The 23,788-nt window shown below is 38.0% G+C and carries 21 protein-coding genes and 1 tRNA gene; 7 read left to right on the top strand and 15 right to left on the bottom strand.

The window, feature by feature from the left end:
* Positions 1-20 precede the first annotated feature (20 nt).
* Positions 21-1,688 (bottom strand): DUF1800 domain-containing protein, encoded by a 1,668-nt coding sequence (locus IPI99_13055; GenBank protein ID MBK7341439.1) that lies wholly within the window; start codon positions 1,686-1,688, stop codon positions 21-23.
* A gap of 319 nt (positions 1,689-2,007) precedes the next feature.
* Here IPI99_13055 and IPI99_13050 point away from each other — a divergent pair, with 319 nt between their 5' ends.
* Together IPI99_13050 and IPI99_13045 are read left to right on the top strand one after the other, a co-directional pair.
* Positions 2,008-2,679: a hypothetical protein gene (locus tag IPI99_13050; GenBank protein MBK7341438.1), complete on the top strand. Its 672-nt coding sequence runs from the start codon at positions 2,008-2,010 to the stop codon at positions 2,677-2,679.
* 88 nt (positions 2,680-2,767) lie between these two features.
* Positions 2,768-4,849, top strand: coding sequence for a T9SS type A sorting domain-containing protein (locus IPI99_13045; GenBank protein MBK7341437.1), 2,082 nt, complete (start codon positions 2,768-2,770; stop codon positions 4,847-4,849).
* Between the two features lie 159 nt (positions 4,850-5,008).
* On the opposite strand, the gene mltG is transcribed toward IPI99_13045, so the two are convergent.
* The 7 genes from mltG to queA all read right to left on the bottom strand — a co-directional run bounded on the left by mltG (position 5,009) and on the right by queA (position 11,333).
* A complete protein-coding gene (gene mltG / locus IPI99_13040; protein MBK7341436.1) occupies positions 5,009-6,040 on the bottom strand; it encodes an endolytic transglycosylase MltG in 1,032 nt (343 codons plus the stop codon).
* The gene (gene panB / locus IPI99_13035) at positions 6,040-6,855 is read right to left on the bottom strand and encodes a 3-methyl-2-oxobutanoate hydroxymethyltransferase (GenBank protein MBK7341435.1); all 816 of its coding nucleotides are present in this window, start codon (positions 6,853-6,855) and stop codon (positions 6,040-6,042) included. Before panB ends, mltG begins: the two co-directional genes overlap by 1 nt.
* A gap of 106 nt (positions 6,856-6,961) precedes the next feature.
* Positions 6,962-7,381, bottom strand: coding sequence for a hypothetical protein (locus IPI99_13030; GenBank protein MBK7341434.1), 420 nt, complete (start codon positions 7,379-7,381; stop codon positions 6,962-6,964).
* A gap of 91 nt (positions 7,382-7,472) precedes the next feature.
* Positions 7,473-9,104 carry an acyl-CoA carboxylase subunit beta gene (locus IPI99_13025; GenBank protein ID MBK7341433.1) on the bottom strand — a complete coding sequence of 544 codons (1,632 nt, stop codon included), beginning with the start codon at positions 9,102-9,104 and terminating at the stop codon, positions 7,473-7,475.
* 87 nt (positions 9,105-9,191) lie between these two features.
* Complete coding sequence (locus tag IPI99_13020; GenBank protein ID MBK7341432.1) at positions 9,192-9,875, bottom strand: (d)CMP kinase; 684 nt, start codon at positions 9,873-9,875, stop codon at positions 9,192-9,194.
* A 92-nt stretch (positions 9,876-9,967) separates the two neighbouring features.
* A complete protein-coding gene (locus tag IPI99_13015) occupies positions 9,968-10,189 on the bottom strand; it encodes a DUF2795 domain-containing protein (protein MBK7341431.1) in 222 nt (73 codons plus the stop codon).
* A gap of 79 nt (positions 10,190-10,268) precedes the next feature.
* Positions 10,269-11,333: a tRNA preQ1(34) S-adenosylmethionine ribosyltransferase-isomerase QueA gene (gene queA, locus IPI99_13010; protein MBK7341430.1), complete on the bottom strand. Its 1,065-nt coding sequence runs from the start codon at positions 11,331-11,333 to the stop codon at positions 10,269-10,271.
* Positions 11,334-11,525: 192 nt separating this feature from the next.
* Between queA and IPI99_13005 the strand changes: the two genes are divergently transcribed.
* Positions 11,526-12,776: an ABC transporter permease gene (locus tag IPI99_13005; protein ID MBK7341429.1), complete on the top strand. Its 1,251-nt coding sequence runs from the start codon at positions 11,526-11,528 to the stop codon at positions 12,774-12,776.
* A gap of 45 nt (positions 12,777-12,821) precedes the next feature.
* Here the strand turns inward: IPI99_13005 and rplT are convergent, their stop codons facing one another.
* The 4 genes from rplT to IPI99_12985 form a co-directional block, all read right to left on the bottom strand.
* Complete coding sequence (rplT, locus tag IPI99_13000; protein MBK7341428.1) at positions 12,822-13,166, bottom strand: 50S ribosomal protein L20; 345 nt, start codon at positions 13,164-13,166, stop codon at positions 12,822-12,824.
* 71 nt (positions 13,167-13,237) lie between these two features.
* The gene (gene rpmI / locus IPI99_12995) at positions 13,238-13,435 is read right to left on the bottom strand and encodes a 50S ribosomal protein L35 (protein ID MBK7341427.1); all 198 of its coding nucleotides are present in this window, start codon (positions 13,433-13,435) and stop codon (positions 13,238-13,240) included.
* Between the two features lie 67 nt (positions 13,436-13,502).
* A complete protein-coding gene (locus IPI99_12990) occupies positions 13,503-14,075 on the bottom strand; it encodes a translation initiation factor IF-3 (GenBank protein MBK7341426.1) in 573 nt (190 codons plus the stop codon).
* Between the two features lie 72 nt (positions 14,076-14,147).
* Positions 14,148-16,694: an ATP-dependent Clp protease ATP-binding subunit gene (locus IPI99_12985; protein ID MBK7341425.1), complete on the bottom strand. Its 2,547-nt coding sequence runs from the start codon at positions 16,692-16,694 to the stop codon at positions 14,148-14,150.
* A gap of 250 nt (positions 16,695-16,944) precedes the next feature.
* On the opposite strand from IPI99_12985, the gene IPI99_12980 reads away from it, so the two are divergent.
* Complete coding sequence (locus tag IPI99_12980) at positions 16,945-17,319, top strand: STAS domain-containing protein (protein MBK7341424.1); 375 nt, start codon at positions 16,945-16,947, stop codon at positions 17,317-17,319.
* Positions 17,316-18,143: a ribonuclease Z gene (locus tag IPI99_12975; GenBank protein ID MBK7341423.1), complete on the top strand. Its 828-nt coding sequence runs from the start codon at positions 17,316-17,318 to the stop codon at positions 18,141-18,143. The genes IPI99_12980 and IPI99_12975 overlap by 4 nt, the downstream gene beginning before the upstream one ends.
* 122 nt (positions 18,144-18,265) lie before the next feature.
* Here IPI99_12975 and IPI99_12970 read toward each other — a convergent pair whose 3' ends face one another.
* Positions 18,266-20,062 (bottom strand): hypothetical protein, encoded by a 1,797-nt coding sequence (locus IPI99_12970; GenBank protein MBK7341422.1) that lies wholly within the window; start codon positions 20,060-20,062, stop codon positions 18,266-18,268.
* Positions 20,063-20,219: 157 nt separating this feature from the next.
* Between IPI99_12970 and IPI99_12965 the strand changes: the two genes are divergently transcribed.
* Positions 20,220-20,292, top strand: a tRNA-Lys gene (locus IPI99_12965).
* 793 nt (positions 20,293-21,085) lie between these two features.
* On the opposite strand, the gene IPI99_12960 is transcribed toward IPI99_12965, so the two are convergent.
* Positions 21,086-22,516, bottom strand: a complete 1,431-nt coding sequence (locus IPI99_12960) for a trypsin-like peptidase domain-containing protein (protein MBK7341421.1) — start codon at positions 22,514-22,516, stop codon at positions 21,086-21,088.
* A 130-nt stretch (positions 22,517-22,646) separates the two neighbouring features.
* Here IPI99_12960 and dapF point away from each other — a divergent pair, with 130 nt between their 5' ends.
* On the top strand, positions 22,647-23,447 hold the full coding sequence (gene dapF / locus IPI99_12955) for a diaminopimelate epimerase (protein MBK7341420.1): 801 nt from the start codon (positions 22,647-22,649) through the stop codon (positions 23,445-23,447).
* Between the two features lie 16 nt (positions 23,448-23,463).
* Here the strand turns inward: dapF and IPI99_12950 are convergent, their stop codons facing one another.
* Positions 23,464-23,760, bottom strand: coding sequence for a hypothetical protein (locus IPI99_12950; GenBank protein ID MBK7341419.1), 297 nt, complete (start codon positions 23,758-23,760; stop codon positions 23,464-23,466).
* Between the last annotated feature and the right edge of the window lie 28 nt (positions 23,761-23,788).

Raw genomic sequence — 23,788 nt, 5'->3', positions numbered from 1 at the left:
TTTTTAATAATTGAACACAATTAACTGAGTTGATATTCGGGCATTGCGAGAAGCGCGAAAAATAGAATTTTAAGCTTATTTTCTATTGTAGCCCTCGCTTGCGTATTGGTCGGATTGGCTTTAAAATTGTTATAATCTGTTGTCCACCTGGCTTCTGAAATATTTCCCAAAAGAACTTTCAAAAGGTAGTCAGACTGATTTGAATATATAGGTCTTGGCAGTAGATGTGCGACGATATCGGCTATCAAATTTTTTGCATTTGTAGGGTCCGGCAAAGTTCCAACATAGGCGACCAAATCCAGACCAAATAAACCGGTGACATTCCTGATTCTAAGTTTTGTAATGAGGCCGCTAGTCCATGTCACCCTCGCAGGTAATGTCACTGAATTAATCCAAATTTCATGGAAGCCTGGTTCCTGATAATAAGGAGTCCATCCGGCTACACTTGGAACATCAAAATACACTTGTTGTAAGTTTGCAGATCCACGATAAAAAAACAGATATGTATTATATTTTTCTGCCAATTTTGTCGGAGGAGTAAAAGACATTGTCTTCAATGTATTAAACAAAAATTCATAAGGAGGTCTGATCATTGCTCCTAATGCTTCAGACGAGTAGAAGTGGTCGCTTGATAAGAGTTTCCTGACTACAGTACTTATGTTAAAATTATCCGCTATCAATAGATCTGCAAGCCCATTGACGATTTCATTCTCTATTGCCAAATCAACCTGGTAATAAACAAAATATCTATACAGTTTTCGGCAAATGAAAGTTGCCGTTTCTCTTTTCTGGAAAAGCAGATTAATGATTTCTTTGTATTCATTGTTTCCTTTATTCGAGATAGTTGCATTGTTGAATCTGTTTGAAAGAGTTTTAGTACTGGTATCGTGGAGGTTTGCCACAAACTGTACATTGTATGTACCTAGATTCCTATCTCGAGCTATAGTCCAACCGGTCAAAACTTTTGCAACCGCTGCGATGTCTTTTTCAGTATATGTAGTGTAGTCACCCGGACCAACTAATTGTCCTTTCCCACAAGTAAAGAGCTCCATTAATTCTCGCGCATAATTTTCATTTGGAGCCCGATTTGTGTTCTGATTTCCATTCAAATACACTAGCATGGCAGCATCGATCGTGATTTCTTCCGTTAAAGTTTTAAAATTGCCAAGCACATTTTTTCTCAACGTTGTAAGATAATAGTATTTGTAGCGTGGATCAAAAACATCAGATACTACAAAGTGATTGTGCCAAAACAGCATCATTTTTTCTGTTAGGCTTACCCCTTCGTTGAATATGTTTTCCATTATCCAGGCATGAAGGGAGTTGTCCCTTGATTGGAATAAACCCTGAATCGTGGGATCTCCAGGTTTGTCAACCCAAGTCTCTCCAACCGGAGCACTGACATCCTGTGCAAATCCATAATTGAGCGGTGGAGCCGGTTCTGGAGTAGTTTGCATTAGTTTGTCTAAAGTTTTGCTTAGTCCGTCACTGACAGCTTGGTTGATTTGTGCATGAGTAGGTCCAAACATTGCCCGCCTCAACAAGTGTGCTGCTGTAGCATAATTCCAAGCCCCGGAAAATAGATCCAGGCCACCCATAATAGGCAGAGCTGCTGCTCGGGATGGCATCATTTCTGGGGAGCTTTCATCTTTGGGATTGGAGTTCAAAGTAAATCGTCTCTGATTCATATATTGTAATTTGGAAGCGAATGATATTTCTTTGATTGTTTAATGGTAAAAAAGTTTAATGAATATTATAAATAAATTAACATTGTTCGGGAACTGTAGATAATAAGTAGTTTTTTAATGTCTTGTACTGATTTTAAGTAGGAAAAAGCAAAGAAATTTTGATTTTTTTAATTTCGCAGTGAATCTAGAAGCTTTTCTGGCATTATTTCAGTATTTCAATTGAAAATGTTTTCCTTTTAGTTGTGAAAGAATATTAACAGTTGAAACAGTTGAGTCTCTGTATATTTGCTTGCTTTTTAATCATCCGTACTGTATTAAGATGTCAGGTCAAAGCAAAGTCCGCAGTATTTCATTCGAACTTGTTGACAAACGTGTTTATGTGCCCTTATTGGTCATGGTGCTGGTGGCATTGTACCTGGTCAAATTATTGAATGGATTTTATCTCCCGGTATTGGAGCATAGACCGGGCATCAGTATTAAAGATCCTCTTCTTGATTGGTTACCTCCTGTTGATTGTTCTTGGCCAATCTTTATTTTGCTGTATGGCTCCCTTTTGTACGGTTTGATTTCTCTTGTTCGTTTTCCGGTTGTGTTTCTTCAATTGTTATTCGCTTTTGCTTTTATGTACTTGGTGCGGTTTCTTTGTATTTTTTTTGTACCGCTGGCAGAGCCAAAGGACCTAATTCCGCTTTATGATCCAGTTTTGGAAAGTCTTTTTTTTCAGGCAACTATACTGAAAAGAGACCTATTTTTTTCAGGGCATTTTGCCAGTATGTTCCTGTTGTTTTTAAGCATGAAGCCTCGATCGATGAAGATCGTTTATTTTTTTCTTGCCATCACTTTAGCAATCATGATCCTATTTCAGCATGTTCATTATAGTTATGACATAATTGGAGCTGCATTATTTTCATGGATTTCCTATGTACTTGCTCAAAAATTTATTTTTGCCTTTTATTCAAAACTTGTTCAAAAGGAACAGCTGGAAAGCTGAATGATCAAAAAAGTCAGTTCGACGAATTCTATCCGGAACAATTCGTACCTTACATTATATTTCTTTTATTGTATTAATTTTATTTAACATGACAAAGAAGCTACTTCTTTCTTTTTGTGCTGTTTTAATGATGAACCTTGTATTTGCTCAGTATTTCCAAACCTCTTGGGTAAATGCGGGAAGAAACCCAGGTGGGATTAATAATGACAACGAATATCCACCGGGAGGCGGATTGCCTGCAGGCTGGTCAACCATTCTCGGAAACACGGCTTCGTACACCAGGTCATACAGCTCCATCCAATCCATAGGTTTTCCTTTTTTGTTCAATAATCAACCCGTATCAAAATTTAAGGTATCCTCTTCCGGAATATTAACCTTTGATACAGCTACTGTTTTAGGACTGGATACAATAAACCAAATTTTACCTTCTACTAAGGTCCCGGATAAATCTATTTGTATGTGGGGCCTAGGATGCTGGCCGGGAGATTATATCGTGAGAAAGACATTCGGCAATCCTGGTGCAAGACAACTTTGGATATCATTCAACTCCTATCATGAAAAAGAACTTCAGATACAAGGTTATTTCTATGGATCTATAGTACTGGAAGAAGGTACAAATGCAATTTATTTGGTCGAACAACGCACATTATGTGTCTTGAACAATACCGAATGTACAGGTAAGACCTCATTGACATTAGGTATTCAATTGGATCAGTCCACAGCATACAACTTGGATAATACTGCAAGTTATGCATTCAATTCAGGGGCAGATTATACGCCTAAAGATAATAGTTACCATGAGTATTTACCAGGGCAACGACCAAACCACGACGTTGCTGGTGTTGACTTTACCAATAAAAGATATTACTCAAGAAATGACTTGCCGGTACCCTTAACAGCTAACTATAGAAATGTTGGCGAATCAACAATAAATTCATATAACTTAAATTATAGTGTTAACGGACTTAATCCCACTGTTGAAAAATTTTCAGGACTGAATATTAAGAGTTTGGATGCGTTTAAAGTCAGCACTAATAAAGCTTTTAATGGTAGTGCAGGTGAGTACGACATAAAGTTGTGGCTTTCGGATATCAATGGAAGCTCACCTTCGACAAAACCAGCTAATGATACAGTAACAGGCTTGGTTACTTTGGTGGATTCTTTTGTCCAACGTAAAGTCTTACATGAAACATTTACATCTTCCACCTGTCCACCTTGCGTGCCTGGAAATATTAATCTCGAAACTATACTTCTTTCAAATGAAGATAGGTACACAAGCATCAAATACCAATTTTATTTTCCTGGAACCGGAGATCCTTATACTACTCAAGAAGGTAGAAATCGAGGGACATCTTACCAGCCTTCTGTAACTTTAGTACCTACTACTTTTATCGATGGAACTACCAGAATTAATCCGTCAGCATACACTTCTGATGATTTTGAAAATGCCACTGCTGTGCCTGCCTTTATTAGTATTGAACCAAGAGCAACTATAAATGCAGATCATAAGGTCAATATCGATACTAAGATCACCGGCTTAACGGATTTTAAGGGCGGCCTGGTTTTATATACTGCAATTTGTGAAAAGACTACATCCAAGAATCTCAAAACTAATGGTGAAAGGGAATTTTATCATGTTATGAAAAAAATGCTGCCTACTGATGCTGGCAAATCTTTGCCAGCATTCAATAAACTGGTATCTCAGGATTTTCATTTGGACTTTAGCTTCAAAGGAAACTACAGATTACCTCTGGATGGCCAGGTAGCCAATCATATCAATCATGCAACAGAACATTGTGTTGAAGAATTCTCGGATTTAGAGGTAGTACAATTTATTCAAGACCAGGTAACAAAAGTGGTTTACCAATCTGAAAGTGTGTCCGTAGAAGTATTGACAAATGCATCAAATCCTGTATATGATGTGTTTGATTTGAATGTTTATCCTAATCCAGCAAATGAAATGTTGCACTTGAAATGGATTGCACCAACTAATGAAGTTGTGCGCATTGATCTTGTCAATTCAAGCGGCCAGGTCATTTACCATAGCCAATCAGATCTCAGCCAACTTATCATTGATTTGAAAAATATTCCCTCGGGGATTTATTCGGTTAGACTATACAGCGGTAGAGCATTATCAAGTAAGATGGTGATAATCCAGGCAAATAACTAAGGTTTTCATTTTATTAGGAAAAATGCTGATACTACCTAATCATTCGTATTTGAAAAATCTGGGGCAAAAATTTGATTGATTATCAGAACCCTCTGGAAAGCATTGATGATAATTCAAATAATGACAGTTATTTATTTGAAAAAATGAATTCAAAGCGAATTATTTAATATTTTCTTTGTTTAACCAATCTCTGTATGCATTAGCATTAATAGCATGCCCTTGAAGGTTTACTGCAAAAGAATGAGTTCCTTCATATCCCGGTTTGGCGCAGAAAAAAATGTAATCATGTTTTTCCGGATGAATGACTGCATCCAAACTCGCTATCGATGGCATGTAGATCGGACCTGGAGGAAGCCCAGTGTTTACATAAGTATTGTAAGGAGAGGGAGTATGGAGGTGCTCGAATAGTATGCGCTGAATTCCAAATAAACCTAGGGCGAATACCACTGTTGGGTCAGCTTGCAATTTCATGTTTTGTTTTAATCGATTCAGATATACGCCCGCTATGGTTGCTTTTTCTTTATCCACCAAAGTTTCCTTTTCAACAATTGAGGCTAACGTGTAAGCTTGAACTTCTGTCAATTGTTGATCTGCAATTGCTTGTTTTCTTCCATTTTTTGACCAGAAATTGTCATGTTCTTTTTGAAACCTATCTGCAATTTTTCTGGGGCTAACGGTCCAATATATTTCATATGTATCTGGTATAAAAAGAGAAAGCACAGTTTCCGGTTTGTAACCTAATGAATCCAAAAATAAACTATCTGTAAATAACTGTACAAAACTCATGGAATCTTCCATCAAACTATTGCCAAGTCTGCCACATAATTGATAAATGTCCCTGACATTGTTGATAGATAGTTTGATTGGATCTTGCTTGCCGGATCTTAACTTCGAGATTAATTTGTAATTATTCATTCCCGGAGAGATAATATATTTTCCAGGCTTTATTTTTTGGTCATTAAAAGAAAGAATATTGGCTGCTTGACGAAAACTTAACTCACTTTTAAGAATTTGATTTTCTTTTAAATTTGTAAATACATCTTCGAGCTTTTCATTTTTTGAAATGTAAAAATCGAATGACTCAGTGTTTTTTATATTGTCAGCATATAATATATAAAACACTATGGCTAAAAATAATACTACTGCCAAAGTCAATGCAATTAATATTTTTTTCCAAGATTTAGAAAGCATCAATATTGTTCTTTTTCGTTTGGAAAATTTTTTGATTTAACATCATCAGCGTATTTTTTAACAGCAAGGTTTACTTGATCAAAAATATCTAAATAGCGACGAAGAAATCTTGGGTGAAAGTCTTTATTGATTCCAAGCATATCGTGTGTGACGAGCACTTGTCCATCCGTTTCTGCTCCTGCACCAATGCCAATTGTGGGTACCTGTAAGCTTTGGCTGACCTTAGCTGCCAATTTTGCTGGTATTTTTTCAAGTACGATGGCAAAGCAACCACACTTTTCCAACAAATGTGCATCTTCTATTAATTTATCAGCTTCTTCATCCTCTTTTGCTCGGACTACATAAGTTCCAAATTTATAAATGGATTGAGGAGTCAGACCCAAGTGTCCCATAACAGGGATACCTGCAGTGAGTATTCTCTTTATTGAGTCAGTCACTTCAGCACCTCCTTCCAATTTGACTGCATGTGCACCACTTTCCTTCATTATCCTGATAGATGACTCGAGGGCTCTTTTCGAATTCCCTTGGTATGACCCAAAAGGAAGATCGACTACCACAAGCGCTCTTTCTACCCCTCGCACTACTGATTGGGCATGGTAAATCATTTGATCCAAGGTGATAGGCAAAGTGGTTTCATGACCTGCCATGACGTTGGATGCTGAATCTCCGACTAGCAGAACGTCTATACCTGCATTGTCTAGCATTTTTGCCATCGAATAGTCATATGCAGTGAGCATTGCGATCTTCTCCGAACGGAGCTTCATTTCTTGAAGCGTATGCGTGGTTACACGCTTGATTTCTGAATGAATTGACATGCTGTAAAATTAGTTTTTATTTAGTATTTCACTAGAAATCACGTAGTCTTAAAATGCATGTTAGCCAATTTTATTGCTTATGTACGTACGCATATAAATCAAAGGGTTATTGGCGAAAATACTGCTTGTTTGATGGATTAAGCTTATATGTATAATACTCCAGATAATTCGTATAATCCAATGAACCCAGGCTAAAGTTTAGCTTTAGCGGAGCTGTGTTTGGAATTTTATCTTCCAGTTTGCAAAAAAAACCTGGTTTGTAAATAATATCTGATTCCAAGTGAACTTTGTTTATGAATTCAAACTTATGGAGGAAAATATTATCCATTTTTTCTACCGATTTAAATTGTGCATTCAGGGTAGAAGCACTCAAAATAATAATGAAGATGCTCAGGAATTGCACATCCAGTTGATTAGACTTCCACCTAAGAAAAGCCACAGCAATCCTTTTATCAGAAAAAAAAGGAAACCGGCAATTCCAATTTTCTTTATCCACTTCTTGTGATCTTCTCTCATCATACATCATGCAAATTTTAGAATAACAGGAAAATAAATGCTTTGTTCTTTTATTACTTTCTCATTATAAACATAAGAATCCTATGCCTGTAAATCGAAACTTAGGTTTGGAGGACTCCTGTATTGAATTTTTTAATTGGCGCATTATTTGCGACTTGTAATCCTAAAGAAATCCAGTCTCTAGTGGTTCTGGGATCAATGACTTCATCCACCCAAAGCCTGGCTGCGGCGTAATAAGGGGTGGTCTGTTTTTCATATTTTTTACTGATTTCCTCGATGAGCTTTTGTTCTTCTTCCGGACTAGGAGGCTGACCTTTTGATTTGAGGGAGGCTACCTGAATTTGAGCGAGTACCTTGGCAGCTTGAAGTCCCCCCATGACAGCAATTTTTGCTGTAGGCCATGCCAGGATCAACCGTGGATCGTAAGCCTTTCCACACATGGCATAATTGCCCGCGCCATAAGAATTTCCAATTATTATTGAGATTTTTGGAACAGTTGAATTAGCGAGAGCATTGACCATTTTAGCCCCATCTTTGATGATCCCACCATGCTCTGATCTGGTCCCGACCATAAATCCTGTAACATCATGAATGAAGACTAGTGGGATTTTCTTCTGGTTGCAATTCATAATAAATCGAGCTGCTTTGTCTGCTGAGTCAGAATATATGACCCCACCCATTTGCATTTCTCCTTTGCCTGACTTGAACACTTTTCGATTGTTCGCAACAATCCCAACTGACCAACCATCTATTCTCGCGTAAGCACAAATAATTGTTTTGCCATAGTTTTCTTTATATTGAACGAGCTCAGAGCCATCGACCAAACATTCAAGTATAGGAATCATGTCGTATGGTTTCAGGGGGTTTTCAGGATACAAGCTGAGTATTTCTTGAGCTTTCCTTTTGGGGGATAGGGGAGTTGATCTTTCTAAATGATCATTATTGATCTTCCCAAATTTATCTACAAGTTCTCTAATTTTTACAATGCAGCTTAGATCATCTTCCATTTCATAATCCGTAACACCTGAAATCTGGCTATGAGTGCTGGCTCCTCCCAATGTTTCATTATCGGTATCTTCACCAATTGCTGCTTTGACCAAATAGGGACCTGCAAGGAAAATGGAACCATGGCCCTTTACTATGAGAGCTTCGTCAGACATAATTGGCAAATATGCACCGCCTGCTACACAGGATCCCATAACTGCTGCTATTTGGGGAATTCCCAGGGAAGACATCCTGGCATTGTTTCTGAATATTCTTCCAAAATGCTCCTTATCAGGAAAGATTTCATCTTGCATTGGGAGATAGACTCCTGCAGAATCCACTAGATAGATGATAGGAATCCGATTTTCCATCGCTATCTCCTGTGCGCGTAGATTTTTTTTGCCAGTGATGGGAAACCAAGCACCGGCTTTTACGGTGGCATCATTTGCTACTACAATGCACACTCTATTACTTACATAACCTAATACTATCACTACACCTGCAGCAGGACAACCGCCATGATCTTCATACATCTCAAACCCAGCCAAACTCCCCAGCTCAAAATAGGGTTGTTGGGGATCCATTAATGCTTGGATCCGCTCTCGCGCAGTCATTTTACCTTGTGATTTTTGAGCTTCCAGCTTTTTTTTTCCACCACCCAATTCGATGATATCTAATGTTTTTCTCAAATGAGCAATCATCGTTTTCATCTGATCCTCGTTTTTGTTGGACTGTAAGTCTACTTTCATATTTTGATGTGAAATTTTAAAAAAGATGCTCAAAAAGTCTTTGAATTCTCAATTTACGAATAATTTACAAGTGTGTATTGGCAGGCATCAAAAATTTGAAACAGAATTCAATTTAGCGGCAATGATCTCCAGAGCTCTGTCGAGCTGCTCCTTTTCTGTCAAGTGTGTATTGTCAATAACTACGGCATCATGGGCTTTAGTCAATGGACTGTCGGCTCGAGTAGAATCTATGTGATCTCTGTGTAGAAGATTGGCTTCAATTTCTTCCACTTGCATCATGATTCCTTTTTTTCTGAATTCATTCCACCTACGAAGTGAGCGTGTTCTCAATTCGGCAGTGATGAATAGTTTTACTGCTGCATCTGGAAAAACGACTGTACCAATATCTCTGCCATCCATGACTACAGGCCGTTCTGTTGCATATGATCTCTGAACTTCAACCAACTTCCTTCTCACTGAGGAAATGGCAGAAACTTCACTGACAATTTTCGATACATTTGGATTGCGTATAGCAGTTGTGACGTCAGTTTGATTAAGAAATACTTGATTTCCGTCAGGCGAAGGCGTCAGCATGATCTCGATTTCAGACATCAATCTATCCCAATCATTAGCAGCTAAGTTCTCTATATTATTGCTAAGGCAATAATATGCAACACATCTGTACATGGCACCCGAATCTATATAAAGTAAATTTAACTCTCGGGCAATCGCCTTGGCTAAAGTACTCTTTCCACAAGATGAATAACCATCTACCGCTATTTGAAATAGCATCGTGCTTGTTGTTGAGTCAAACTTATCCATGTGGTAAAATTAAAAATCCCTTCTTTGAATGGAAGGGATTTTATTTCTCTGGCATTTATTTTTTAAAACTCATCTTCGTTAAAGAGGAAGTCATCTTTCCGTGGATAATCCGGCCAAATATCTTCCATACTTTCATAAGTTTCTTCTTCGTCTTCCAGTTCCTGGAGATTTTCAATCACTTCTATAGGCGCCCCTGAACGTATAGCATAGTCTATAAGTTCGTCTCTTGTAGCCGGCCATGGCGCTTCTTCAAGGTGATGTGCAAGTTCTAAAGTCCAATACATAGAATTCTACTTAGTTTTGATGAATACTTCTGTTCAAATAACGACAATGTCAAAAAAGTTCCAATAATTGTCAAAAAAATTAAATTATAAGCATTGCATCACCATAAGAGAAAAAGCGGTACTTCTCTTTAATAGCTAATTCGTATGCATCGATCAATAATTCATGCCCTGCAAATGCTGAAACCATTATGAGTAATGTGGATTTTGGCAAATGAAAATTTGTAATCATCCTATTGGCGATGCTGAAATCATAAGGCGGATAAACAAACAGGTTTGTCCAGCCTTCAGAGGCCTTCAACATTTTCGAAGCTGTGATCGATGATTCTAATGTACGCATAGTTGTAGTACCCATGGCGAAAACATTCTTTCCGTTTTCTTTTGCATTGTTGACCAATTGGGCCGTTTCTGCAGGAATTCTGTAATATTCTGCTTCCATCTTATGTTTAGATAGATCTTCTACATCAATTGTGCGAAAAGTCCCAAGACCGATGTGTAGAGTTACTTCACCAAAGTCCACTCCTTTTATTTGAAGCATTTTGTAGATCTCACGACTCATATGCAATCCTGCGGTTGGAGCTGCAACAGCGCCAATTTCTTTTGCATAGATGGTTTGGTACCTTTCTTCATCCAGAGGTTCAGCATTTCGGCTGATATATTTTGGCAAAGGTGTTTGACCTAAGATTTTTAGTGCCGCTTGGAACGCAGCTTCATTGCCGTCGTGCATAAATCTGATCGTTCTACCACGAGATGTTGTATTGTCTACAACCTCTGCAACCAGAATCTCTTTGCCATTCTTATCGTAGAAGTAAAGCTTATTTCCAACCCTAATTTTTCTAGCAGGATCAACCAATACATCCCAGAGCTTGACGTCTTTGTTGAGTTCACGTAACAGGAATACTTCAATTTTCGCACCCGTTTTTTCTTTGCGCCCATACATACGGGCAGGAAACACCTTGGTATTGTTTAAAATCATAGCATCACCATCTTCAACATAATCCAGTATATCTTTGAATTTTCGGTGTTCAATCTTGCCTGTATTGCGGTGTACCACCATCATTCTAGCATCCGATCGTTCGTCTGAAGGATATTGTGCGATTAAGTTTTTGGGGAGGTTAAATGTAAATTGAGATAATTTTGTCCGCATTTAAAGGTTTTTAATAATTGTCGCAAAAATAAATCATTCCAATAGGCGAAAGCAAGTAAAAGGGGATTAATCTGTTACCTATAACTGCCATTTTTAGTTTAGAAATGAATACTGAACGCTCTAATTGGTCTTTTCGTCTAAATTTCTTTCGTAGTAAAGGGGAGTAAGGTACTTTTGTTGCAATTAGGTGACATGATTTTTTTAAAAATATTCCACGAAAGTTTCAGACAAGCCATACAACAGCTAGTGTCAAATCGGCTCAGAAGTTTTCTCACTCTACTGGGAATCTCGATAGGGATTTTTTGTGTAATAGCAGTGCTTTCCTCTGTGGATTCACTTGAACAGAGTTTAGTAGATAGTTTTGAAAAGCTTGGGACTGATGTTCTCTATGTTGACAAGTTTCCATGGCAGGAAGATCCGGGACAAAATTTTTGGAAATATCAGGCAAGGCCAACACCCGATGCGGAAGACCTTCGGTCTATCCAGAAGAGATCACTGATGGCTGAAGCCTCAGCTCTGACTGTGTTCATACCTGGACAAGTGGCAAAGTATATGAACAATTTTGTCGAAGGAGCCTATGTGGCTGCTATCACTGATGATTATAATGACGTTGTCAAACTTAAACTGGAAGAAGGTCGGTATTTTACTCCTTCAGAGTTTTCGCATGGGTCCAATGCTGTTATTATTGGGGCTAAACTCGCAGAAGCACTTTTTCCCCATGGGAATGGGGAAGGGAAAGAAATTAAGCTTTTTGGGCAGCGATTTCAGATAGTTGGTGTGCTGGAACAGGAAGGCAACTCTCTCATTAAAGTAATGCCTTTTGACAATGCGATATTCATTACATACCAGACAGCAAAGAAAATAGTTAATGTCCGTTCAGGCTCAAACTATGGAAGCCTCCTCAGTGTCAAGGCTCGTCCAGGTGTCATTCTTGAGGAGCTGAAATACGAGTTAGCCAGTATCATCAGGTCAGAAAGATCACTCAAGCCTTTGGAAAAAGACAACTTTTCTATCAATGAGATTAGTCTCCTTACCAATCTGATTGGCAATGTGTTTGGAGTACTCAATTTTGCAGGATTCTTCATAGGTATTTTTTCAATGCTTGTAGGTGCTTTTGGAGTTGCAAATATCATGTTTGTGTCCGTAAAAGAGAGGACTTCTATGATTGGAATTAAAATGGCTATCGGAGCCAAAAGGATTTATATCTTGTTAGAATTTCTGCTAGAAGCAATCGTTTTGTGTATAGTGGGAGGACTAGCGGGTATGATACTCGCCTGGCTTGTTCTTACTTTAATAGGTAAGCTTGTGCATTTTGAGATGAGCATTTCTATGTTCAATATCATTTTAGGAGTAAGCTTATCAGTAATGATTGGAATCATTTCTGGGATTATTCCCGCGATAGGCGCATCTCGAATGGATCCTGTTGAAGCCATTCGCAAATAGATAAAACTATAGCCTTAAAATCAATTAAAAAAAGTGAAACAGAACCTACTTCAAGCCTTTCACTAAGCTTTCAAATGCTTTTGGATGATGAAGTGCTATATCAGCCAAAGACTTACGATTTAGAGTCACTTGCTTTTTGATGAGCATATCGATAAATCGGGAATAGTTAAGACCGAGTGGTCTAACTGCAGCATTGATTCTTGCAATCCATAATCTGCGAAAAGCCCTTTTCTTTTCTCTTCTGTGCTTGAATGCATACTTCATCGCTCTTTCGACTGCATTCTTCGCAACCGTATAAACTTTTGATCTTCCGCTGAAGTAACCGCGTGCTGCTTTAAGAATCTTTTTTCTTCTTGCTCTGGATGCTACTGCATTTACTGAACGTGGCATTTTATAATAGATTTTGTAGGTAAGGGATCATTATTGATACTTTGCCTCACCCCGTGATACAATTTATTAAATTAATTGATACCCAATAGTGCTTTCATTCTGCCTTGATCTGCAGAACTGAGTACCTGACTGGTTCTGAGGTGGCGTTTGGCTTTTTTAGTCTTACTTTTCATCCTGTGGGATGTTTTTGTCTGATAAGCCTTCACTTTTTTCTTACCGGTAAGCTTTAAACGCTTTTTGGCACCGGAATGTGTCTTTACCTTTGGCATGTACAAAAAATTGAGGTGCAAAGTTACAACACTCTGCTAAAAAAAAGTAGCATTACCGAATTAAATTCTATTTCTTTTTTGGACTAAGGATGATATGCATCCTTTTTCCCTCTAGTTTTGGCAATTCTTCAGCTGATCCATAAGGTTCCAATTCCTTCATAAATTTGAGAAGAATGAGTTCTCCACGATCTTTAAACATAATGGCCCGACCTCTGAACTGTACGAATGCTTTAACTTTCGCACCTTCCTCGAGAAACTTCGTAGCGTGTTTCAACTTAAATTCAAAATCATGCTCATCTGTATTAGGTCCAAATCGAATCTCTTTGACAACAACTTTTGCGGTCTTAGATTTGATCTCCTTGTCCTTTTTTCGCTTGAGATAGATGAATTTGTTGAAGTCAATGATCTTGCAAACCGGGGGATCTGACTTATCAGTAATAACCACAAGATCTTCCCCTAGGTCTTCAGCCCAGCGAAGTGCATCATTTGTATAATACACACCGGCTTCAATGGTTTTTCCGGCTACTTCAGAGATTTCTTCAAAACTTTCTCCCACAAGTCTGACTTGTGAAGTCCGGATTTCTCTGTTGGTCTTAAACTGGCTTCTCAGCTCGTCTGTTATCTTTTTATTCTTCCGTATGGTCAAAGGCTTAAAATTAAAATTTGCCTGTAAAAATATGGATACTTATGCGGCTTTTGCAAGTTGCCTCGATCATTTATTTTTTACAGTGCTACTTTTGGATGATGTGGTGATTACAATATTGTCTTTTTCTGGGTTCAAGAGGGCCTTCAGCTTGGTACCTTGTTCCGGATTTTCTTTCAATATAAACTCAGCTAAATTGTCTTCAAGATATTTTTGTAAAGCACGATGTAATGGCCGCGCTCCAAATTGAGGGTCATATCCCTTTTCAGCAAGAAACTCCATAGCATCATCTTGAATTTCCAAATGTAGCCCCATTCCTTCAATTCTTCTCAGCAAATCGGCGGTAACAAGATGGATGATTTTGAAAATCTGATCTTTTTCAAGTGTATTAAAGATAACAACATCATCAATCCGATTTAAAAACTCTGGTGAAAATGTCTTTTTTAAGGCATTTTTGATGATTGTCTTTGCATGGTCATCCTGACTATCAACCCTGGCTTGCGTAGCGAAGCCAATGCCTTGTCCAAAATCCTTGAGTTGCCTTACTCCAATGTTGGAAGTCATAATGATGATTGTATTCTTGAAATCTACTTTTCTTCCCAATCCATCTGTCAACTGACCTTCGTCCAACACCTGTAATAAAATATTGTATACATCGGGATGGGCTTTTTCAATTTCGTCAAGTAAAACAACAGCATAGGGCTTTCTCCTTACTTTTTCAGTTAAAAGTCCACCTTCTTCATAACCCACATAACCCGGAGGAGCCCCTATGAGTCTGGAAACGGTAAATTTTTCCATGTATTCGCTCATATCAATTCGCACTAGAGCATCCTCAGAGTCAAAGAGGAAGCGTGCGAGAACTTTTGCCATCTCGGTTTTCCCAACTCCGGTTGGTCCGAGAAAAATAAATGTACCGATTGGTTTTCGAGGATCTTTCAAGCCGACGCGATTTCGCTGAATAGCCTTCGTAATTTTTAGTAAGGCTTCATCCTGTCCAATGATTGCTCCACTCAGCTTGTCAAACATACCCACCAACTTATTACTTTCGCTCTGGGCTACCTTATTGACGGGAATTCCGGTCATCATAGACACTACTTCAGCGATATCTTCATCTGTCACCGGATACCTCTTCAATTTCGAGTCTTCTTCCCATTCTAATTTGCTTTGTTCTAATTTTCGAAGCAACTTAGACTCCATATCACGCAGATCTGCAGCTTTTTCGTATTGCTGACTTTTGACAGCTAGGTTTTTTTGTTCTTTGATGAGGTCAATTTGTTTTTCAATTTCCTCAACATATTTTGGAACATTAATATTTTTAAGGTGCACCCTGGCCCCGACTTCATCAAGAACGTCTATAGCTTTGTCCGGCAAGAAACGATCGGTAATGTATCTATCACTCAACATCACGCACGCTTTGATGGCTTCTTCAGAATAGCTTACTGAATGGTAGTCTTCATATTTCGGCTTAATATTGGTTAAAATCTGAATTGCTTCCTCGGCGGAAGGTGGGTTAATCATAACTTTTTGGAACCTACGATCCAGAGCTCCATCTTTTTCAATGTGCTGCCTATATTCATCCAGTGTAGAGGCACCAATACACTGTAACTCTCCTCTTGCCAGAGCTGGTTTGAAAATATTGGATGCATCCAATGAGCCGGTAGCGCCACCTGCACCTATGATCGTGTGAATTTCGTCTATAAACAAAATCACGTCCCTGGATTTTTCAAGCTCATTCATGATGGCTTTTATCCTCTCTTCAAATTGCCCCCTGTACTTTGTACCGGCAACTAAAGCAGCCAGATCAAGCATGACAATACGTTTATTAAACAAAGTTCTACTCACTTTTTTCTGCAGAATGCGCAGAGCCAGTCCTTCTACAATCGCTGTTTTTCCTACTCCTGGCTCTCCGATCAAAATAGGATTGTTTTTCTTTCTACGACTTAAGATTTGAGATACACGCTCTATTTCCTGCTCCCTTCCTACGATTGGGTCAAGCTTGCCGTCTTCTGCCAGACGGGAAATGTCTCTACCATAATTATCTAAAACGGGCGTTTGTGATTTTGTCCCTGACCGTTTTGCAGAAGCACCCATGCCGCTTTGTTCTTCATCAAATGATTCTGCATCAGAGGACGCCTCAGAACGGATTTCATCTATCTCATCAGGCAGATCGGAGTCAAATCTAGCCTCCAATTCCTTTCGAAAGCTGATATAATCTACCCGAAAATGATCAAGGATCGAAGCTGCAAGGTTGTCGTGATGTTTCAAAATGGAAAGTACAAGATGTTCCGGAGAGATTTCATCTTCCTTTGAGATTTTTGCTTCGAGGTATGTAAACTTAAGTACTTTCTCTGCATGCTTGTTCAAAGGTAGATTTCCTACCTGAAATGGAGCATCTTCACCCTTTTTAACGGGAATAGCTTCTTCAATTTTGAACCTCAATTCTTTGATATCCACATGAAGATTTGACAAAGTGCGTACTGCAATACAGTCTCTTTCCTGCAATACTCCTAGTAGTATATGTTCTGTGCCAATATAATCATGGCCCAATCTCAATGCTTGATCTCGGCTATTGGCGAGGACTTTTTTTACTAATGGCGAGAATCTTTTATTATTCATATTCTGAATCTTACTTCTATACAACAAAGTTAAGGACTCATATCAAACGCGTCCTAAACGGAACTGATTTAATAGGGATGTGTCTGATTTAAATTTACTTTTAGACGACAATAAACAAAGTCTGGCCACAAAAAGTTTCTTACTTTTATGCCGGTTTAAAGCATTAAATGTATGATATTTTTTTTTAAACAATTGACTGATATCATACTTTATTGTTTTTCATCCGTTTATATCAAAATGTAAAAGAAAAATGAAGTATCAAGTCGATAAACAGGAAAGGTATTCGGTGTTTACCCTGGATGAGAAGAATTTAAATTCGGTAATCTCTCCCCAGTTGAAGTCTGAGTTCGTTTTTTTGAGAAATGAGGGTGTCCGTAATTTGATTTTCGATCTAGGGCATGTAGATTACATCGATTCCAGTGGCTTGAGTTCTATCTTAACTGCACACAGGCTTTGGAAGGACTATGGCTCATTTATTTTAACAAATATCAAAAGTGAGAGTATTTTCAATCTCATTGAAATTTCTAAACTGAATGATATTCTTACAATCGTCCCAACTTTGGAAGAATCCATAGAATATGTGTTTATGGAAGACATTGAAAGGGATCTGGTAGAGGAAGAATGAATTTAAATGTATTTGAAATCCTGATTTTAGGATCCAACTCAGCTGTACCTATGAAGGGTCGGTATCCTTCAGCGCAATTGGTGAACATACATGAGAAGTTATTCCTGATGGATTGTGGTGAAGGAACTCAAAATCGATTGGCAGAACATAACATTAAGAGATCTAGAATTTCGCACATTTTTATTTCGCATTTACATGGGGATCATGTTTTAGGATTACCGGGTTTGCTAAATAGCTTTAGCTTGGCTGGCAGATTGGATGAAATCCATATTTATGGCCCAGTCGGTTTAGACAAATATTTGAATGATTGTCTTGAAAATACTTATTCGCATATCCAATACGATTTACATTTTCATATTCTAGATCATAATCTTTCAAGTATATGTTATCAGGATGACAGTTGCTCGGTAATGCACTTCCCCTTGATACATAGAGTGCCGACAATTGGATATAAGTTTGAGGAGAATCGTCTCAAAAGAGATTTGGACCAAATTACTGGCAGCCAAAAGTTAAGATCTTACTGCTATTGTAGTGATAACTATGTGACAGATGCTTTGTTGCCCTATATAAAAGATGTTACTGTGCTCTATCATGAAACCACTTATCTTCATGAACTAAAGGACAAGGCGGAAGCAACCAAGCATTCGACAGCAAGAGATGTTGCAAAAATGGCTAAACATGCCAATGTTGGACAATTGGTTACCGGGCATTATTCATCCAGATATGATAATATTGAGGTGTTTTATGAGGAATGTCGCAATTTTTTTGATTCTGTAATTCTTGGACAAGAGGGAACTAAGATTGATCTGAGCTATAGCACATAATGTTACTAGATACAGACTTTTAAAGTCAAGAATAGCGCTGCTTTAAAATTTTAACTTGGAAGCTTATCAATATAAGGGCTGACTATAGCCGAAAGAACGTGAATAATAAAACTCAAGCTACTTCAGAAGCGGGATAAGCAAAGCTTATCTGTAAAGGATTCATTGCCTTGTTTTAGGTCAATGATATAGATTCCGCCAGGTATTTTTTCCTGATCAACTACAAGGAAATGCTCTGAGGATGAACATGGGATATAATCTTTTTGGAAAATTGTTCTGCCGTCTAAAGCTCTTAAAGTAATCTGCAATGGCAGAGAACAAATCGAAGTCATGATTCTCATTTGTCCATTTTCATCATTTAAAATCTTAAAATTTGGAGCTTTTGCAGACCAAGAAGACTGCGTCGTCTGAGAGTAGGAATGTCCACTATTTTTTGAAAGTTCTTTTAACCTATAGTAATTGAGTCCTAATAATGGTTTGGAATCTAAAAACTCAATGGCATTCTTATGCAAATCTGTGAGTTTTTGCCAGTTTTTGCCATCAGGGGATCGTTCTAACTCTAAACGGTCTCTGTCAGAAATATTTCCTACCTGATTCCAACTTACAATCAAGCCTTCTTTTACTTGACGAGATTGCAACTCTAAACCACCCAAAGCAAGGAGCGGTGGTTCGTATAAATAATCATAGCAATTAATATCAAGACTGTTTGGGTTGTAACAACAAGTAGCATTAAGATTCGCTGTGCCATACGAACTCGGTATATGATCGTGACCTAGCGAATGCGACAATTCATGAATGAGGATCAATCTATATAAAGTCGAGTTTATACAAGGGCCGACATTGTCGTTGACTATACAATAACCATATCCTCCGGTATACCAAAGTTTGTTGTCATAGAAATGGTCAGAAATTCCGTACAATCCGCTGATTGCAACTATTCCTGTGCAATTGTTGAGATCTGGAATTTCATCACAAGGATCGTTGTAAATTATGAGTGTATTGAGGTAACCACCATTGGCATTTAAATAGTCAAGAAAATTTCCGGAAGAAGCGGATCCACCTACACAATCAGGTAGAAAATCATGAGTACCTGCGTCTTGCAGATCGACGCCCATATAGGTATTATTCATTTCTGAAATTGCCGCTTGAGTTGCAGCTATTGCGCCTGAAAATGAATAGTCTCCCCCTTCAGAGTAGCGAAAAGGGATTGCGTTATTGCCAAAGACATTCCATCGAAATCCATTGTTGCCAATCGATAGAAATCTGCAGTGTGATGGTGCAGCTCTGAATTCGTTGGAAATATCAGAGGGCAAGCGATTTGCGATTACATAGCGTTCATCCCAGTCAGTAAGCTTTCTCACGTATTTTTCAAGTTGTCGAATTAGACGAGATTGGTCATAGACAGAGTTAGGATTGAGCCCTTCTGGATTGATGACATTCATTTCGCGGGATTGTTCTGAAGGAACCAAATAGTCTATTCCATCCTCTGAGACAGACTTATAAATACCAAATGACATGAGTTTAGGAATCCATCTATCGTCATGTTTCTCTAGAAACAAAAGATATTCAGGACCAATAGATAAATCAATATCACCTACTGCTCGATGATGGACTTCTTTTTCAGTGTAGCTCATATTTCTGACTTCAAACAGATCTCCGGCTTGCAATCCGCCTTTGATGCTATAACTAACCTGAAATTTGTAGGATTGATAGATTCTATTATTCAAAGAAATATCTTCACGGTCATATAATTTGGCCAGCACCACCTGGTTAGAATTTATGGCAAGATCACCAAGATGCAAGGGGGCTATAATAGACGTAGAGTGCAACTGGGTACCGTTCATCAAAATAGAGAGTACTACAGATATCAGGAACGTAGATGAGCTGCCAAATTTGGTAACAAAAGTAGTTTTGAGAATCATGACCTTGCAAAATTTAAAAGACACAAAATTATAAAAAGTATTGATATAGAGGGAATAAAGCATTAAAAAAAATATTAATATAAAGATTTTGCCATATCTTTTTGTAAAAACCAATAAGCACACTATTTTTGCAGCTCGATTTTAAGATCGAAGGATCGATTCCGTAGCTCAGTTGGTAGAGCATTACACTTTTAATGTAGGGGTCCTGGGTTCGAGCCCCAGCGGGATCACGAAACGGCAGAAGCCCTTGATAATCAAGGGCTTCTGCCGTTTAATAATATTCCATTTTTAGAAATTTAGAACCACAGATATAAAACGATTCATGGTTGATATTAAAAGGGTTGAAACAAGTTTTACGTTTAATTTCTTAGATTTCTACCAAGAACAATATTGTAAAACAGGCCATGGTCCCAGCTATTCGACGTTATTGTTTAGGTTTTGCTCTTTTTTTTTTTTAACCAAGACTGTGTCGTAAGGATTCGTCGTATGAATCAATTCAGGATTAAACCTAATGTTGATTAAAATAAAACTATAATATTAATTATGAGAATTTTGTCCTGACTTGACTCAAACCGGAGTTAAGGCTGGCAACTATATCGAAGATTTAAAAAGTCTTACTGACAAATTTATCACATTTTATTTGCCTTGGGTGACTTCATTTTATTATAATTTCATAGCTTGTGGTGAGACAAAATGGTTTCGCAAAACTAAAATCGAGTGAATGATTGGACAAGATAAAGTGGGAGCTGAGCAAAACTTTGTTTAATGGCATTTTGATTGCTCTGAATAGAGTAGACATTTATTTCGTAAATTTCACTTGGGATCGATAATAAAGGTGTCAAATACATTTTTTCTTGGCTTGATTTTAAAAATATAATCTTGTGAATCATGCACAGTCTAAGCTTTGAGTTAGCATTGAATTTCTCACAAAATAATTACACTTTCATAATTTGGATTCATGCAATAATAATTAGAGAATTTTTATTCTGGATATTAATTTTTAGGTAAAGTTGTTTCATTTACTTATTCTTTTTCGAAGCTATAAGGAAATATTCCTTTATAATTTTCATAAACTCCTTGTAACACAACTCTACCTTGAGTAGTGTCCAAAAAACTGATCAGCTGATCGACATCATGAATATCCTTCCCATTGGCAGAGGTTATGATGAAATTTGGGGCCATATTGGTTTGTGCGATAATACTTCTGTCATAAATGCTAATGACTTTTACACCTGATTTTTTAGTCTTTTTCTGTTCATCTTCTGACAAATTTCTTAGTTCAAAACCCAAATCCGTCAGAATCTTATCATGCCTGGTTGCTATCAATTCAGTGGTATTTGCCTGATTTCGAAGTGTTGCATATGCGGTGTATCTCTGCTTGTTTCTAAAGTATTCTATCTTGATTCTATTGCCAGGACTAAGTCCACCAATTAACTCTTGAAGTTCAGGTACAGAGTTTACTTTTCGATCTTCTACCTTTAGGATTACATCTTCTGAAATTAAGCCTGCTTTGTCAGCTGCTCCATCGGGCGTGACAGAAGTGATGAGGACACCATTTGGACTGGGAAGGTCTTTTTCTTTTGCGATATCACCATTGACAGATTGTATCATGACTCCAAGAAGACCTCTCTGCACAGCACCAAATTGCTGTATATCTCTTACCACTTTTTGGACCAAATTAGCAGGAATTGAAAAGGAATAACCTTCATACCTGCCGGTAGCACTCATGATGGCGGTATTAATACCAACAAGTTCCCCTGCAGTATTGACTAATGCCCCTCCACTATTTCCCGGATTGACAGCTGCATCTGTTTGAATGAATGATTCTATGCTGTATTTTCGTGAATTCAAAATTTGGATAGATCTTGCTTTAGCAGACACAATCCCAGCAGTCACTGTGGATTGAAGTCTGAATGGGTTTCCAACGGCTAAAACCCATTCACCTATGAGAAGCGAATCTGAATTGCCAAACACTAAAAAAGGTAAATCCACCTCCTCAATTTTAAGAAGCGCAAGATCCGTAGAAGGGTCGGTGCCTATGATTTTAGCTTCATAATTTCTATTGTCATTGAGCAAAACGGTTATTTTTTCTGCATTTTCTACGACATGGTAGTTGCTCACGATCATTCCATCACCAGAAATCAAGACTCCAGAACCTGTATTAGACTTAGAATTTTCAAAAAACGGATTTTCGTTTTGGTCCTGAATGGATTCAATGTATACTACAGCAGGGGTACTTAGTTTTGCCGCTTCAGAAAAATGAGTTGGCTGAGTAGATGAAAACTGCCTCTGAAGGCGGCCGGACATCAGGTATTTGTGAAGTTGTTCCTGACCTGCAATTTCCTCGGCAGGAGCAGATTGGGGACGTTGCACAAAATATAAGACTGCGAATGTAGTCATTAACGCTGTTGTCAACGAGATGAGTACTGTCTGGAGGAGGGTAAGAGATTTCATTATATTAAAAAATATTTTAATATATAATTGATTACAAATACTGTGCCTTAAATTTAAAATCAGCCTTCATACCCAAAATTTTCCAAAATCCTGTAACAATTTGCTTAATATTCAATTTCAATAGATAACAATGAAACGCAAAATTCCATTCGAAAAATACGAGGCTGCAGGTAATGATTTTATCATTTTAGACTTTTTTGAATTTTGGCACACAGATCTTAACGACCAGTTATTGATGGCCAGAATGTGTGACAGACATTTTGGAGTGGGAGCAGATGGAATCATAGCCTTATGTCCTCATGAGGAACATGCCTTTGAAATGAAATATCTGAATTCAGATGGTAGGTTTTCAAGCTTTTGTGGAAATGGCTCCAGAGCCATTTCTCAATACTATTATAGAAAATATGGTAAAACCAGTTTTGATTTTGTAGCAGCTGATGGCTTACACGAAGCCGAGGTCTTGGATTCAAGCAGAATCCGAATCAGAATGAAAAACCTGACAAAGCCTGTTTCAACTCCTTTCGGATACCTGGTCGATAGTGGTTCGCCTCACTTGATAATAGAAGTAGATAATCCTCTTGGGTTGAAAGTGAAAGAGGTAGGTAAGCCCTTGAGGGATGAGTTTGGGTCTGATGGAGTAAATGTAAATTTTATAGCTATTGAAGGGAATAAACTCTTGATTGCTACGTATGAAAGAGGTGTTGAAGATGAAACATTGGCTTGCGGTACAGGTATAGTGGCATCTGCATTTTACAATTGCTGGAAGGAGCAATCAAATGGTAAACAAGTTCAAAATGTGACGTGCAAAGGAGGTTCTCTTCAGGTAGAGTTGACAATTCATGGTGATGTTGCCGAAGAAGTATATTTGATTGGACCTGTACATCATGTATTTTCTGGCACCTTTTTCAGAAGGGGAGAATCAAGGTTCTGATCAGATTAATTTGATTTTAATCCTCCATCAACAAATTCATCATGGCATTTCTCAATTCAGAAGCGGCATGCAAATCATTTTTTTGTTGACAGACCTCAATGCCTTTTTGGTACACTTCTTTGGCAGCTTGGTTTGAGTTCATTTTTTCCAAAAGCCTCCCAAAATGGTAGTACACACCTGTATAGCCAGGATCTGACTCTACTAAGTTTTGGTACCAGGCTAGAGCATCATCGAGATTATTTTCGGTTTCGCATTCTTTTGCAATCGCAAAGAGTAAAAAGCTATTACTTGAATCGCTTTTCAGGTAAGACATTAATTGTTCTTTTCTATTCATGACTTGG

The organism is Saprospiraceae bacterium (assembly GCA_016710235.1).
GTDB lineage: Bacteria > Bacteroidota > Bacteroidia > Chitinophagales > Saprospiraceae > Vicinibacter.
The sequence above is the reverse complement of the archived record's forward strand: the minus strand, read 5'-3'. Positions and strand labels throughout refer to the sequence as shown.